Genomic DNA, 15,001 nt, shown 5'->3' with positions numbered 1-15,001 from the left:
CGCGGTTCTCGGACGCTTCTCGATGTACCGCGTCATGCTGCTGGCGCTTGCGGCACTGACGGCGGTCTCGCTCGTGTTGTCTCTCTTCGGTGCGCTGGCGCAGAGACCGCTGGAGATCCTCGCCACCGGTGTCGTCCTGGTCGTCGCCTGCGGCCTGGTCGATCTCGCCGCTCAGCGCCTTCTGCGCCTGCCGTGGCGGTGGGAGTCCTCGCTCATCACCGCGGGCATCCTGCTCTTCGTCCTCCGCCCGTCGCTGGATCCCCTGCTGCTCCTCGGCGCCGCGCTCGCCGGCGCGATCGCCGCCCTCTCGAAGTACGTCCTGGCGTGGCGGGGCCGGCATGTTCTCAACCCCGCCGCCACCGGCGCATCGGCGCTCACCCTGCTCGCCGTCTGGGTTCCGGCGCTGGGCGCCTCGGCCTGGTGGGTCGGCAGCCCCGTGCTGGCCGCACCGGTCGTCATCCTCGGGATCATCGTGCTGTGGCGGGCGGAGAAGCTGCGCGTCGCGGCGCTCTTCCTCGTCGTGGCCGTCGGCGTGGCCCTCGTGCGCGTCTTCTCGCAGTTCGCCGCGCTGGGCGTGCCCGTGGCGCTCGGCGACATCCTTCCCCAGGTGCTGTTCTCCTCACCGTTCCTGTTCCTCGGCGCGTTCATGCTCTCCGAGCCCCTCACCCTCCCGCCGAGGCGGTGGCAGCAACTGCTCGTCGCGCTCGTGGTCGGGGTCCTCGCGGGATGGCCGATCGTCATCGGGTCGTTCAGCCTCGGCCAGGAGCGCGCCCTCCTCATCGGCAACCTGCTCGGCTTCCTCCTCGCCGTCCGTGCCGCCAACCGGCTCCGGCTGCACAGACGCGGGCATCTCAGCCCCACGGTGCGCGAGCTCACCTTCTCGGTCTCCGGCCCGCTGTCCTTCGCGCCGGGTCAGTACCTCGAACTCGACGTGCCGCATCGGCGCGCCGACACACGGGGGACCCGCCGCGAGTTCAGCATCGCCTCCGCCCCGGAAGACCTTCCGGAGCTGAAGATCGCCTACCGTGAGCCCGCTACGGGCGCTCCGTCCAGCTTCAAGCGCGCCCTCGCCGAGATCCCGACCGGAACCGACCTCGCGGTCACGGGAGTGTGGGGAGACTTCGTGCTTCCCCGAAGCACGGCGGCGCCGGTGCTCCTGGTCGCCGCCGGCATCGGGATCACGCCCTTCGTCTCCCAGTTGCGCCATCATCGCCTGGCGGGTGAGGACCGCGACATCGTGCTGGTCTACGTCGCCTCGGATGCCGCCGAGCTCGCCTACCGCGACGAGATCGCCGCCTCGGGGGTGCCGGTGATCGTGTTCACACGCGGCGCCCCCGCCGACCTCCCGCCGCAGTGGCGATGGGCGCGCGGCGTGCGTCTGGATGCCGACGGACTGCTGGGCGTGGTTCCCGACATCTCCGCCCGCCACGCGTTCGTCTCCGGCCCCGCGGGGCTCATCGCCGAGCTCGCCCCGGCGCTGCGCCGGGCCCGGTCGCTGACGACCGACGCCTTCAGCGGGTACTGAGCTCGGCGGCGTCCCGACCGTCGACCCGCGTCCGGACCGGATCCTCGGGCCTTGCCGGAAGGCGCATCTCGAAGGTCGTGTCGCCGGGGGAGCTCGTGACGGCAAGGGTCCCGCCATGCGCCACGACGATGGCGCGGGCGATCGACAGACCCAGGCCGGTTCCGCCGGTGTTGCGCGCTCGTGACCTGTCGGCGCGGGAGAAGCGCTCGAAGAGCTCGTCGGCGATCGCCGGGTCGATTCCGGGACCGTCGTCGTGCACCCTCACGACGGCGTCCGCGTCGTCGCGCTCGATCGAGACCCGCACGGTGGTGCCCGCCGGAGTATGGATCCGCGCGTTGCCGAGGAGGTTCGCCATCACCTGGTGGAGGCGCCGCGCGTCGCCTGCCACGACGACGGGCTCTTCGCCCATATCGGCGACCCAGTGATGCTCGGGTCCCGCCGCCTGTGCGTCCCCGAGGGCTTCGACGGCCAGCTGCGACAGATCGACCGCGCCGTAGACCAGTTCCTGACCTTCGTCCAGACGTGCGAGCAGGAGAAGGTCCTCCACGAGCGAGGTCATCCGAAGCGATTGGCTCTGGATGCGCTCCAGCGAGGCCTCGGCGGTGTCGACGGCGCCGTCGTCGTGACCACGTCCGAGTGCGCGCAGCGAGAGCTCGGAGTATCCACGGATCGACGCCAGCGGGGTGCGCAGCTCGTGGCTGGCGTCGGCGACGAAGGATCGCATCCGTTCCTCGTTGCGCTGCCGAGCGGTGAGCGATGTCGACACGTGATCGAGAAGCGTGTTCAACGCCTGCCCGACCTGTCCGATCTCGGTGCGCGGGTCCGCCTCCGCATCGGGGACGCGGTCGCGGATCGAGACCTCGCCCTGGTCGAGGGGAAGTGCGGCGACCCGGCGGGCGGTCTCGGCGACGGAGCGGAGGGGCGCGAGGCCCGCCCGTACGGTCCACGCGGTCGCCACCGCCAGGAGCAGCAGGCCGCCGAGGGTGAGAAGCGCGATCGTCAGGAGCATCTCGCCGATGGTGGTCGACACGGCGGTGCGCGAGATCCCGACGACGACGATCGCGGGGGAGGCGGGGACGTTCGCGAGTCGGTAGGTGCCCACACCGTCCAGCGCCGTCACCGCGGGCCCGGCGGTGTCGAGCCGGTCGACCAGCTCGGTGATCTGGGCGTCGCTGAGCTCGACCACCCGGCCCCGGTCATCGGTGGCGGCCGCGGTCGTCTCGCCCGTGACGGGGTCGCCGACGACGAGAAGGAAGCCCGGCTGCGGGGCCTGTTCCCCCAGGATGTCGGCAGCCGTGGCGCCGCTGCCGATCAGCGGCCTGATCCAGGTCGCCGCGCGGTTCGCGGTCGCCTCGACCTGGCTGTCCAGACTCCGCTCCAGCACGGATCCGAGGATGGCGGAGGTGGCGACGCCGACGAGGATCAGGATGAGCGACACGATGGCGGCGATCGTGACGATCAGCCGTCGCTGAAGGGTCCAGGGGTGCCGGGCTCGCCTCACTGGGGCGCCTTGATCATATATCCGACACCGCGGACGGTGTGGATCAGGGGTTCGTGGCCCTGGTCGATCTTCTTCCGGAGATAGGAGATGTACAGCTCGACGACGCTGGAGCGCCCGCCGAAGTCGTAGTTCCACACGCGGTCGAGGATCTGGGCCTTGGAGACGACGCGGCGCTGATTGCGCATGAGGAAGCGCAGGAGCTCGAACTCCGTGGCCGTCAGCTCGATCTCGATTCCGGCGCGCTCGACCTCATGGCTGTCTTCGTTCAGCGAGAGGTCGCCGACCCGGAGGATCGGCTCGGCCTCGGCGGTCTGCGCGGTCCCGGCGCGGCGCATGAGGCCCCGCAGACGCGCGACGACCTCTTCGAGGCTGAACGGTTTCGTGACGTAGTCGTCGCCACCCGCCGTGAGTCCCGCGACGCGGTCCGACACGGCGTCCTTCGCGGTGAGGAAGAGCACGGGCACATCGTCGCCGGAGGCGCGAAGGCGCTGCAGCACCGACATCCCGTCGAGGTCGGGCATCATGACGTCAAGCACCATGGCATCGGGGCGGAAGTCGCGCACCGCCTGCAGGGCCTCGAAACCCGAGGACGCCGTCTTCACCTCCCAGCCCTCCATCCGCAGGGCCATCGACAGCAGATCGGTGAGCATCTGTTCGTCGTCGACGACGAGGAGGCGGAGAGCCTGCCCGTCGGGGCGGCGGAGGGCGGAGGGCGCGAGGGTCGTCATGATCCTCAGTGTGCCGGGTCTCCTATGGATTTCCTATGGCATCCGCTATGCGCCGGCTGAGAGCGGCGTCACCCTGCCTGCCGGGCATGGGCAGCGATGCGATCGAACAGTGCATCGTGGTCCCGATCGACCTGCTGACGATCGGGGTGCGCGTCGTAGAAGGCCACGATCTGCCGCGCGCCCTCATCGAAGGTGATCGTGGTGCGGAACTCCGGCACGAGAGCGGTGACCTTGGCGTTGTCGAAGATCATCGAGTGCGCCTTGTCGCCGATCAGGCCCGGACCGAGGTCGGGGGCGAAGGAGGCGATCGTCTCGGATGCCACGTGGACGAGGTCGGGTGAGGCGACACCGGCCGCCTCGGCCAGCCATCCGTAGATCCGATTCCAGCTCGGGGCGTGATCTCCTGTGACGGTGAACGCCTCGCCCACGGCGTCGCTGTGCCCCGCCAGTCCCACGATCGCGACGGCGACGTCGTCGCTGTGCGTGATCGTCCACAGGCTGGTCCCGTCGCCGTGCACGACCACCGGTCGTCCGGCCCGCATCCGGGCGATGTCGGTCCATCCCCCCATCGTCGGAAGGAGCTGCTCGTCGTAGGTGTGCGACGGACGCACGATGGTGATCGGGAAGCCGCGTTCGCGATACGCCGCCACGAGCAGGTCTTCGCAGGCGATCTTGTCGCGCGAGTACTGCCAGAACGGATTGCGCAGCGGCGTGGACTCGGTCACCGGCAGCCGCATCGGCGGCTTCTGGTAGGCCGAGGCCGAGCTGACGAATACGTACTGGCCGACACGTCCCTCGAACAGTTCCAGATCGGCCTGGACGTGCTCGGGCGTGAACGCCAGGAACTGCAGGACGACGTCGAACTGCTCCGACCCGATCGCCGCCCGAACCGCCTCGGGGTCGCGCAGGTCGGCCGCGAGCGTTCGCACCTGAGGAGGAAGCGCACGTCGACCCGTCCCTCGATTGACCACGGTGACCTCGTCACCGCGTGCCACCGCCCGGCGCACGCAGGACGCGCTGATGGTGCCGGTACCGCCGAGGAAGAGGATGCGTCGCGTCATCCTCCGACCCTAGATCGTCGAGGGATGCTGAGGCGATCAGTGCGTGTCTTCGGCCGCCACCTCGGAGCGGTCACCCGACCAGAGTGTGTGGAAGGTGCCGTCCTGGTCGATGCGGCGGTAGGTGTGGGCGCCGAAGAAGTCGCGCTGACCCTGGATGAGCGCCGCCGGGAGCCGGGGGGCACGCAAGCCGTCGTAGTACGCCAGGGACGACGAGAACGCCGGCGCGGGGATCCCCGCCGTCGCCGCCGTCGCGACGATGTGCCGCCACGAATCCTGGGCGCGGCCCAGCGCCTCGACGAAGTAGGGGGCGGAGAGCAGCACCGGAAGGTCTGCGGTCTCGGCGTATGCGTCGGCGATGCGGTTGAGGAACTGCGCGCGGATGATGCACCCGCCGCGCCAGATGCGCGACACCGCGCCCAGGTCGATCTGCCAGCCGTACTGCGCGGCGCCGGCACGGATGGCGTCGAAGCCCTGCGAGTACGCGACGATCTTCGACGCGTACAGCGCCAGCCGCACCTGCTCGATGAAGGCGTCCGGATCGGTGACGGAGGATCCCACCGCGTCCTCTGCGGGACCGGGGAGTCCGGCGGCCGCCTGCCGCTGCTCGGGGTGCGACGACAACGACCGGGCGAAGACCGCCTCGGCGATGCCCGACACGGGAACGCCGAGATCAAGGGCGGTCTGCACCGTCCATGCGCCGGTGCCCTTCGCGCCGGCCTGGTCGAGGATCACATCCACCAGGGGACGCGCCGTCGTGGCGTCGTTCTGCGTGAGCACCTCGGCGGTGATCTCGATGAGGTAGGACTCCAGCTCACCGCGATTCCACTCGGCGAACACGTCGGCGATCTCGGCGGGGGACTTCCCGGTGCCCCGCCGGATGAGGTCGTACGCCTCGGCGATCAGCTGCATGTCGGCGTACTCGATGCCGTTGTGGATCATCTTCACGAAATGGCCGGCGCCGTCGTGGCCCACGTGCGTGACGCACGGTTCCCCCTCGGCCACGGCCGCGATCGAGCGCAGGATCGGACCCAGCGTCACCCACGACTCATCGGAGCCGCCGGGCATGAGCGACGGACCGAGCAGAGCTCCCTCTTCGCCGCCGGACACACCCATGCCGACGAAGTTGATGCCGGTCTCGCGGACGGCCTTCTCGCGGCGGATGGTGTCGCTGAACAGCGCGTTGCCGCCGTCGACGATGATGTCGCCCGGCTCGAAGACGCGCACGAGCTCGTCGATCACGGCGTCGGTGCCGCGGCCGGCCTTGACCATGATGATCGCCGTGCGGGGAGTGGAGAGAGCGGCGGCGAACTCCTCGTACGAGAACGTCGCGACGAATTCCGCCTCGGGGTGGGCGTCGATCAGATGATTGGTCTTCTCGCGGCTGCGGTTGAACACCGCCACCGTGTTGCCGTCCCGGCTGGCGAGGTTGCGAGCAAGGTTGGAGCCCATGACCGCCAGGCCGACCACCCCAATGTTGGCTGTCGCCGCGGTGTCCGGGGGAGCCGCGACACCTGCCTCGGCCCGGGGGCGGGGCACATCCTGCGGGGCGGGGGCACCCTCGTGTTCCTCGGTCGACCCGGGCTGGTCGTCGCGGTCGGTGGAGATCTTCGTCGAGTGGGAAGGATCGGTCACCGCTTCAGGTTATCGGGTCCGCTCCCGCCGTCCTGACCTGGAGAAGCGAGGGTCAGTCCTTGCGATACGCCGTGCGCGCCATGGAGAAGACCGCCAGTACCAAACCCACGGCGCCGACCGCCGTGATCGCCCCGACGACCCAGACGAGCACGTGCGAGAGAAAGCCGTATTCCATGGTGTCCTCCGTCGGGATGGCCGTGCCTCCCATGCTATCGCCCGTCGCTGGTAGACTCTCCCACTGGACTTCGGCGAGGGATCCCGGCTGCGCGAGCGGCGGAGCGGATCCGTGATCGACGGGGGTGTGCAGGCTCGTTTTCCTCACGCGCTCGCGTTCGAGTCGACCCAGACCCAGACCCAGGCCCCCGAGGCCGAGATGACAGGCGAGAGCCTGCGAGGAGAACATCATGCCCACCGAGACCGACACCACCGTCGCAGCCGAGCGCCGCGAGAACTTCGGCAAGGGCTTCGCCCGCCGCCTCCGCGCCGCCGGCAAGATCCCCGCCGTACTCTACGGTCACGGCACCGACCCCGTGCACCTCGCCCTCCCGGGCCACCAGACCGCACTGCTGATCCGCCGCGCCAACGCCGTCCTCGACCTCAAGGTCGACGGCGTGTCGCAGCTCGCCCTCGTCAAGGACGTGCAGAAGGACCCGGTGCACCAGATCATCGAGCACATCGACCTGCTCGTGGTCAAGAAGGGCGAGAAGGTCCAGGTCGACGTCCCCGTCGTCATCACCGGTGAGCCCTTCGCCGGCACCATGGCGAATCTCGACTCGGCCACCGTGTCGCTCGAGGTCGAGGCCACCCACATCCCCGAGACCATCGAGGTCGATGTCGAGGGTCTCGAGGACGGCACCCACATCACCGCGGCCGACCTGACCCTGCCGCGCGGGGCGACGCTGCTGACCGACGCTGATGTGCTCGTCGTGGCGATCGCCGTGCCGGTGTCCACCCTGATCGCCGAAGAGGAGATCGCCGAGGCCGACGCCGAGGTCGCCGCCGAGCAGTCCGAGGAGTCGGAGCAGGGCGAAGGCGAGGCATCGGGCGACGAGGCCTCCGACAGCGAGTAATCACCGGCCATGCCGGACACGTGGCTCGTGGTGGGGCTCGGCAACCCGGGGCCCCGCTACGAACGCACACGTCACAACGTCGGCCAGCTCGTCCTCGACGAGCTGGCCGACCGGCGTGACGCCTCTTTCCGCGCCCATCGCACTCATGCCCGCGTCGCGGAGACCTGGCTGCGTCCGGGCGGGCCGAAGCTCATCCTCGCCAAGCCCACCTCGTTCATGAACGTCTCGGGTGGCCCGGTCTCGCAGCTGGCTCGCTTCTACCGGACCGAGCCGGAGCGCATCGTGGTCGTCCACGACGAGCTCGACATCCCGTTCGACACCGTGCGGTTGAAGACCGGCGGCGGACATGGCGGGCACAACGGCGTGCGCGACGTCGCCGCGGCGCTCGGATCCGCCGACTTCGCGCGGGTGCGGGTGGGTATCGGCCGTCCACCGGGACGGCAGGATGCGGCGGACTGGGTTCTTCAGCCCTTCCCCGCCGGGGATCGCGACGCCCTCACGATGCTTGTCTCCGATGCCGCCGATGCGGTCGAAGACGTCATCGAACACGGGCTGGTCGCGGCCCAGCAGCGCTTCCACGCCCCCCGCGCCTGACGCGCCGACGTCAGCCCGACGCGGCCGCCGTGAGTCCGGCCACGATCAGCGCCTGGAGCGTCAACCCGAAGATGATCGGGCCGAGCGCCGCCACGACGACGGCAGCGATGCCCCAGCCGCGCCCGGCACGTCGGGCGATGGCCATGATGCCCTGCACGATCGCCCAGATTCCGAGGACGGTGCCGGCCCAGAAACCGATCTCGGCGAGCAGGACCCAGTCGCGCACGGGGCTCAACAGCGACCAGTCGAAGTTCGTGCCGAGGGTGCCGGCCATGAGGCGCTCCCCGGTTCCGGCGCCGACGAAATAGCCGCCGATGGCGCCCGCCACGGGGGCGAGGACCGCCGCGCCCAGCGACAGGAGGAAGGCCGTCAGCCCGAGAGCGGCGCCTCGCACGGGTGTCGGCGGGGAGGGAGCCCACCCCGATCCTTCTGCGAAACCCGTCGGTGGAAGGTATCCCGTGGGCGGTGCGTAGCCGGGTGGCATCGGTGTACCGGGCGCGGAGGGTGTGCTCACGCTGACATCCTAGGAGCCGATGTCGGCGGGCGACCGTAGACTTCTCCGGTGACAATTCCCGGGATCGTGCGCGCCCTCGAGCAGGCTGACTCCTTCCGGGAGGCGGTGGCCGCCGGCGTGACCGACGCCGAGTACTCGGTGGTCGAAGGAGTCGACGCGCCGCTGCTCGCCGCTCTCCTCGAGCGACGTCGCGCAGCGGGCAAGCCCGCTGTGCTGCTGGCGATCGCACCCACCGGTCGTCGGGCCGAGACCTTGGGGCCCGCCCTCCAGGCGCTTCTCCCCGATGCCGAGGTGCGTCACTTCCCCGCGTGGGAGACGCTGCCGCACGAGCGGCTGAGCCCGACGCCCGAGATCGTGGGGCGACGCCTCGATGTCATCGGCCGCCTCGCCCGGCTGCGTGCGGACGACACGCTCGTCGTCACGGCTTCCGTACGCGGAGCGGTGCAGCCGCTGGCCGCAGGACTGGACCAGGCGACCCCGATCGAACTCGCGGTCGGCGAGCGCGGCCACGACCTCGGCCAGGTGGCGGCGATGCTGGTCGAGCGCGCCTATCACCGCGTCGACATGGTCTCGCGGCGCGGCGAATTCGCCCTGCGCGGCGGCATCCTCGATGTCTTCCCCCCGACAGCCGAGCACCCCTATCGCGTGGAGTTCTTCGGCGACGAGGTCGACCAGATCCGTGCGTTCTCCGTCGCTGATCAGCGCTCCCTGCCGGGCGAGGTCAGGGCAGTGAGCCTGCTGGCCAGTCGCGAGCTGCTCCTCACCGAGGCCGTCCGCGACCGCGCACGTCAGCTGAAGGACGAGTTCCCGGGTCTGCGCGGCATGCTCGAGAAGATGGCCGAAGGCATCCCCGTCGAGGGGATGGAATCACTGATGCCTGCCGTGGTCGATCAGCTGGTCACCCTCGTGGACTATTTCCCGCGCGGCACCGCGATCGGTCTGGTGGACCCCGAGCGCGCCGTGACACGCGCCACCACTCTCAGCGACACCAACCGCGAGTTCCTCGATGCCGCGTGGAATGCGGCGACCTCCGGAGCCGAGTCGCCCATCGACCTCGGTGCCGGAGACTTCGTCCCGCTCCCGCGGCTGCGCGAGGTCGCCGCCGAGCGCGGGGGCGTGTGGTGGAGTCTGAGCTCCTTCGATTCCGGAGCTGCCGACGCCTCGGCCGAGGGGCTGCTGGAGCCGGGTGAGACCTCCGTGACCCGCGTCGCCGCGGCATCCGTCCCCTCCTTCCAGGGCAACGTCGACGGTGCGGTCAGCCACGTCGCCGACAGGCTCCGCGCCGGGTGGCGGGTCGTCGTCATGGCCTCCGGCGGCGGGCTCGTCGAGCGCGCCAGGGATGTGCTGGCCGAGAGGGGCCTGGCCGCCCGGCGCGTGGAGACCATCGACGATGCACCCGAGCCGGGGGTCGCCCAGGTGGTCGCCTGTTCGCTCGAGCGCGGGTTCGAGATCGCCGAGGCGCAGCTCTCGGTGATCACCGAGTCGGAGTTCTACGGCCGCACCATCGGCGGGGATTCGCGGGTGGTCAAGAAGCTCGCGTCGCGCCGACGCAACGTCGTCGACCCGCTCCAACTGAAGGCCGGCGACTACGTCGTCCACGCCACCCATGGCATCGGCCGCTTCGTCGAGCTCACCCAGCGAGAGGTGTCCAGCGGCGGCCGCAACGCCGTCAAGAGCGTTCGGGAGTACCTCGTGCTCGAGTACGCGCCCTCCAAGCGCGGCTACCCCGGTGACAAGCTCTTCGTTCCCACCGATCAGCTCGACCTGCTGTCGAAGTACGTCGGCGGGGAGGCGCCCACCCTGTCGAAGATGGGCGGCAGCGACTGGGCGCAGGCCAAAGGGCGGGCGCGCAAGGCCGTGCGCGACATCGCCGTGGAGCTGGTCAAGCTCTATTCCGCGCGGATGGCGGCGCGAGGTCATGCCTTCGGGCCCGACACGCCCTGGCAGCGCGAGCTCGAGGAAGCCTTCCCGTTCGCTGAGACGCCGGACCAGCTGCAGACGATCGACGAGATCAAGGCCGACATGGAAAAGCCCATCCCCATGGACAGGCTGCTGTCGGGCGATGTGGGCTTCGGCAAGACCGAGGTGGCGGTGCGGGCGGCCTTCAAAGCGATTCAGGACGGCAAGCAGGTCGCGATGCTGGTGCCGACCACGCTCCTGGTCAAACAGCACCTCGAGACCTTCACCGAGCGCTTCGCCGGATTCCCGGTAAAGGTGCGTGCGCTGTCGCGGTTCCAGACCGACAAGCAGGCGAAGGAGATCGTGGCGGGCCTGGCCGACGGAACCATCGACATGGTCATCGGCACCCACCGCATCCTCACCGAGCGGGTGATCTTCAAAGACCTCGGCCTCATGATCATCGATGAGGAGCAGCGGTTCGGCGTCGAGCACAAGGACGCGCTGAAGAGGCTGAAGACCAATGTCGACATCCTCGCGATGAGCGCCACCCCGATCCCGCGCACGCTCGAGATGGCCGTGACCGGCATCCGCGAGATGTCGACCCTCGCGACACCGCCGGAGGACCGGCATCCGATCCTGACCTACGTCGGAGCCCGCAACGACAAGCAGATCACCGCGGCGATCCGGCGCGAGCTCCTCCGGGAGGGCCAGGTGTTCTACGTGCACAACCGGGTGTCATCGATCCAGCGGGTGGCCGCCCACATCGCCGAGCTCGTTCCCGAGGCCCGCGTGGCGGTCGCGCACGGGCAGATGGGGGAGCATCAGCTCGAGCAGGTCGTCGACGACTTCTGGGAGCGCAGGGCGGATGTGCTGGTGTGCACGACCATCATCGAGACCGGGCTCGACATCGCCAACGCCAACACGATCATCATCGACCGCGCCGACAAGTACGGGTTGTCGCAGCTGCATCAGCTCCGCGGGCGGGTGGGCCGAGCCCGTGAGCGCGCCTACGCCTATTTCCTCTACGACGAGATCAAGCCGCTGTCCGAAACCGCTGCCGACCGCCTCGAGACCATCGCCGTCAACAACGACCTCGGCAGCGGCATGCAGGTGGCGTTGAAGGACCTCGAGCTGCGCGGGGCGGGGAACCTCCTCGGTGCCGAACAGGCCGGTCACATCGCCGGCGTCGGCTTCGATCTCTACCTGCGAATGATCGGCGAGGCGGTGGCGACCTTCCGCGGCGAGGACACCGAGGGTCCCACCGAGCTGCGGCTCGAACTGCCTGTGCAGGCGCGCCTTCCCGAGGACTACATCGACAGCGAGCGGCTGCGGCTGGAGGCCTATCAGAAGCTCTCCGCAGCTGCCGCGCCGACCGCCGTCTCGCGCGAGGCCGATGGGCGCGATCCGATCGACGCGGTCATCGACGAACTTCGCGACCGCTACGGCGAGCCGCCCGCCGAGGTCGACGGCCTCGTCGCCGTCGCGCGCCTACGACGCCGGGCCGCGCGCGCGGGCCTCACCGACGTCGTGGCGATGGGACCGAACCTGCGCATCGCGCCGGCGAATCTGCCGGACTCGATGCGCGTGCGGTTGCAGCGCCTGCACCCCAAGGCGAAGCTCCTCGCCGGCGGGGAAGCACTGGTGGTGCCCCTCCCGCGCGCCGGGGACGGCCCGCTGGGCGATGCCGAGCTGCTGGCGTGGGTCGACCAGCTGCTCACGCAGCTGTGGCCCGAGCCGGTCGCGGAATCCGCTGCTGCCGCGGATCAGCCGGTGTTCTGAAGGCCCGCGGCGACGCCGCTGACAGACAGCAGCAGGAGGCGCTGCTGTTCGGGATCGGCGGGGGAGCCGGCCGCGGCGTCCTCGCGGAGCGAGCGCAGCGCCCGCAGCTGGAGCAGCGACAGAGCATCGACATAGGGGCTGCGCATCTTCACCGCGCGCTGGAGCACCGGCTTGTTGCCCAGGAGCTCCGCGCCCCCGGTCACCTTGACGACCCAGGCGCGGGTGAGCTCCATCTCGCTCATCACCAGGTCGGCGAGATCGTCGCGGTCGCCGAGGTCGAGGTAGCGTCGCGCGATGCGCGCGTCGGCCTTGGCCAGGCTCATCGCGACGTTGTCGATGAGGGTTCGGAAGAGCGGCCACTCCTGATACGCGCTTCTGAGAACCTCCTCGTCGCCGACGGCCTGCAGGGCCGTGCCGAGTCCGAACCAGCCCGCCAGGTTGATGCGCGCCTGCGTCCACGCGAACACCCACGGGATGGCGCGGAGGTCGGCGAGCGACTCCACGGACAGGCCGCGTCGGGCCGGGCGCGACCCGAGCGCGAGCAGTCCGATCTCCTCCATCGGGGTGACCTGCGCGAACCACGGGGCGAACCCGGGGGCCTTGACCAGCTCGAAGAAGCGGGCGCGGGAGGCCTCGTCCATGCGCGCGGCGACATCGGCGAACCGATCTGCGGCGGTGCGGTTGCGCGTCTCGATGGAGGGGGAGGAGGCCAGCAGCATCGCTGCGACCACCTGGTCGATGTGACGCATCGCGATGGCCGGGTCGCCGTAGCGAGCGAAGATGACCTCGCCCTGCTCGGTGAGCTTGAACCGTCCGTCCACCGACCCCGGAGGCTGCGCGAGGATGGCGGAGTTCGCCGGCCCGCCGCCGCGTCCGAGGGCGCCGCCACGGCCGTGGAAGAGCGTCAGTTCGATGCCGTTCTCCTGGGCCCACGACGCGATCTGCGCCTGCGCCTGGTAGAGGGCGAGGGTCGCAGCGACGGGTCCGACGTCCTTGGACGAGTCGGAGTAGCCGAGCATGACCTCCATGCGCCTGCCCGTCGCCTCCAATCGCGCCTGGAACTCAGGATGCAGGACGATCTCGGCGAGGATCCGGGGGGCGGCTTGCAGGTCGGCGAAGGTCTCGAAAAGCGGAATGACGTCGAGGACGGGAACGCGACCGTCCGGCCCCGCGGCATGACGGGCGAGTCGATGGACGGCGGCGAGGTCGTCGGCGGACTGGGTGAACGACACGATGTAGCGTCCCGCGGCGCGTGGGCCGTAGCGATCCTGCAGGAAGAGCACCGCCCGGAAGACATCGAGCACCTCCTCGGCGCGTTCCGATCGCGGCCCACCGGCGTCGAGCTCGGCCAGCACGGCGGCGTGCACCGCGGAGTGCTGGCGCACCTCCAGTTCGCTGAGGTGGAAGCCGTAGGTCTGCACCTGCCAGATCAGCTGCTGCAGATGCCCGTAGGCCTGCCGTGGCGCCTGCGCGGCGAGGAGGGAGTCCTGCACCACGCGGAGGTGGCGGTGCAGCTCTTCGGGATCGCTGTAGGCGAGGTCGGCGTTGCGAAGCCGCGTGGCCTCGATCTTGAGGGCGATCATCAGCAGGATCTGTCGATGCGGTTCCTGGGGCGACCGGGCCGCGATCTCGGCGGCGGCATCCTCGTCCTCGGTGCGCAGCCGCTGCCACAGCGCGACGGCCTCGGGGCTCGGGGGAGTGGTCGCGGCGTCGAGGGTGAGGGTGCGGCCGATGCGGTCCGCCGACCGCTCGAGCCCGCGCAGCACGTGCTCGCTGGCGATGGCGGCCGCTTTGCGCGTCACCGACGCGGTGACGAAGGGATTCCCGTCCCGGTCGCCGCCGACCCAGGATCCGATGCGCACGAAGGGTCGCACCAGCGGCGCGGCGCTGCCGGCGCGTTCGGCCTGGAGCGCGTCGTCGACGCGGCGGTACACGTGGGGGATCGCGGTGTAGAGGGTCTCGTCGAAGACGGCCATGACCGCGCGGACCTCATCAGTGGGCGTGGGCTTCTCATGACGAAGCGGCGCGGTCCGCCAGAGGGTGTCGATCTCCTCCAGCATCCGCCGACGAGCCCGCCGCTGCGCGCTCCCGCCCTCGGGTGCGCTCTCGTGCTCGGTGAGGAGGGCGGCGAGCCGGCGGATGCTGGTCGACACCGCGCGTCGGCGCGCCTCGGTGGGGTGCGCGGTGAACACGGGGTGGAAGCGCAGCGACTGCAGACGGCTCGTCGCGGCATCCTCGCCCACTTCGTCGGCCAGCCGGCGGAACGCGGCCGGGATCGAGTCGCTGTCGGCGTCGGGGGTGCGGTCGCGGTCGCGCAGGACCCGCACGCGCTGGTGCTCCTCGACGAGGTTGGCCAGATGGAAGTAGCAGGTGAACGCTCGGGCGACTTCGTCCGCACGGGTCACCGAGAACGAATCGGCGATCTGGGCGGCGCGCGCGAAGGCTTCGTCGGTCTCATCGGTGTACGCCTGGATCGTGGCGATCCGCAGGCGTTCGACGTCGTCGAACAGTCCGGGCGATCCGCTCTCGCGCAGGACCTGGCCGAGGAGGGCGCCCAGCAGACGGACGTTGGCCCGCATCGTCTCGGGGATGCCCTGCCCCGCCTCATAACGACCGACGAGGTCGATGGCCTCGGTCTGGGTGAGTTCGCGCATCCTCCCACGGTATCGCCGCTGTGTGACGGGAATGTCACAGCAGA

11 protein-coding genes are annotated in these 15,001 nt (G+C 70.2%); 4 read left to right on the top strand and 7 right to left on the bottom strand.

Annotated elements, in window-relative coordinates:
- Positions 1-22 precede the first annotated feature (22 nt).
- A complete protein-coding gene (locus tag FBY40_RS12655; RefSeq protein WP_141940185.1) occupies positions 23-1,525 on the top strand; it encodes an FAD-dependent oxidoreductase in 1,503 nt (500 codons plus the stop codon).
- On the opposite strand, the gene FBY40_RS12650 is transcribed toward FBY40_RS12655, so the two are convergent.
- The 5 genes from FBY40_RS12650 to FBY40_RS12630 form a co-directional block, all read right to left on the bottom strand.
- Positions 1,512-3,026: a sensor histidine kinase gene (locus FBY40_RS12650; RefSeq protein WP_235014867.1), complete on the bottom strand. Its 1,515-nt coding sequence runs from the start codon at positions 3,024-3,026 to the stop codon at positions 1,512-1,514. The two genes, FBY40_RS12655 and FBY40_RS12650, sit on opposite strands and share 14 nt — an antisense overlap.
- The gene (locus tag FBY40_RS12645) at positions 3,023-3,754 is read right to left on the bottom strand and encodes a response regulator transcription factor (RefSeq protein ID WP_141939163.1); all 732 of its coding nucleotides are present in this window, start codon (positions 3,752-3,754) and stop codon (positions 3,023-3,025) included. The genes FBY40_RS12650 and FBY40_RS12645 overlap by 4 nt, the downstream gene beginning before the upstream one ends.
- Before the next feature lie 68 nt (positions 3,755-3,822).
- Complete coding sequence (locus tag FBY40_RS12640) at positions 3,823-4,815, bottom strand: SDR family oxidoreductase (RefSeq protein WP_141939162.1); 993 nt, start codon at positions 4,813-4,815, stop codon at positions 3,823-3,825.
- 36 nt (positions 4,816-4,851) lie between these two features.
- Positions 4,852-6,351, bottom strand: coding sequence for an NADP-dependent phosphogluconate dehydrogenase (gene gndA, locus FBY40_RS12635; protein WP_268815544.1), 1,500 nt, complete (start codon positions 6,349-6,351; stop codon positions 4,852-4,854).
- Between the two features lie 148 nt (positions 6,352-6,499).
- Positions 6,500-6,874 (bottom strand): hypothetical protein, encoded by a 375-nt coding sequence (locus FBY40_RS12630; protein ID WP_141939157.1) that lies wholly within the window; start codon positions 6,872-6,874, stop codon positions 6,500-6,502.
- Between FBY40_RS12630 and FBY40_RS12625 the strand changes: the two genes are divergently transcribed.
- Together FBY40_RS12625 and pth are read left to right on the top strand one after the other, a co-directional pair.
- A complete protein-coding gene (locus tag FBY40_RS12625; protein WP_141939155.1) occupies positions 6,852-7,517 on the top strand; it encodes a 50S ribosomal protein L25/general stress protein Ctc in 666 nt (221 codons plus the stop codon). The two genes, FBY40_RS12630 and FBY40_RS12625, sit on opposite strands and share 23 nt — an antisense overlap.
- Before the next feature lie 9 nt (positions 7,518-7,526).
- Positions 7,527-8,111, top strand: coding sequence for an aminoacyl-tRNA hydrolase (gene pth, locus FBY40_RS12620; protein ID WP_141939154.1), 585 nt, complete (start codon positions 7,527-7,529; stop codon positions 8,109-8,111).
- A 10-nt stretch (positions 8,112-8,121) separates the two neighbouring features.
- Here the strand turns inward: pth and FBY40_RS12615 are convergent, their stop codons facing one another.
- Positions 8,122-8,625 (bottom strand): hypothetical protein, encoded by a 504-nt coding sequence (locus FBY40_RS12615; RefSeq protein ID WP_141939152.1) that lies wholly within the window; start codon positions 8,623-8,625, stop codon positions 8,122-8,124.
- Positions 8,626-8,673: 48 nt separating this feature from the next.
- On the opposite strand from FBY40_RS12615, the gene mfd reads away from it, so the two are divergent.
- The gene (gene mfd, locus FBY40_RS12610) at positions 8,674-12,303 is read left to right on the top strand and encodes a transcription-repair coupling factor (protein ID WP_200829987.1); all 3,630 of its coding nucleotides are present in this window, start codon (positions 8,674-8,676) and stop codon (positions 12,301-12,303) included.
- On the opposite strand, the gene FBY40_RS12605 is transcribed toward mfd, so the two are convergent.
- Positions 12,288-14,957, bottom strand: coding sequence for a phosphoenolpyruvate carboxylase (locus FBY40_RS12605; RefSeq protein ID WP_141939150.1), 2,670 nt, complete (start codon positions 14,955-14,957; stop codon positions 12,288-12,290). The genes mfd and FBY40_RS12605 overlap by 16 nt on opposite strands.
- Positions 14,958-15,001 lie beyond the last annotated feature (44 nt).

Origin of the sequence: Microbacterium sp. SLBN-154, assembly GCF_006715565.1 — a bacterium.
Taxonomy (GTDB): domain Bacteria; phylum Actinomycetota; class Actinomycetes; order Actinomycetales; family Microbacteriaceae; genus Microbacterium.
Note: the sequence above shows the minus strand (reverse complement) of the source record. Positions and strands in the feature narration are given on the sequence as shown.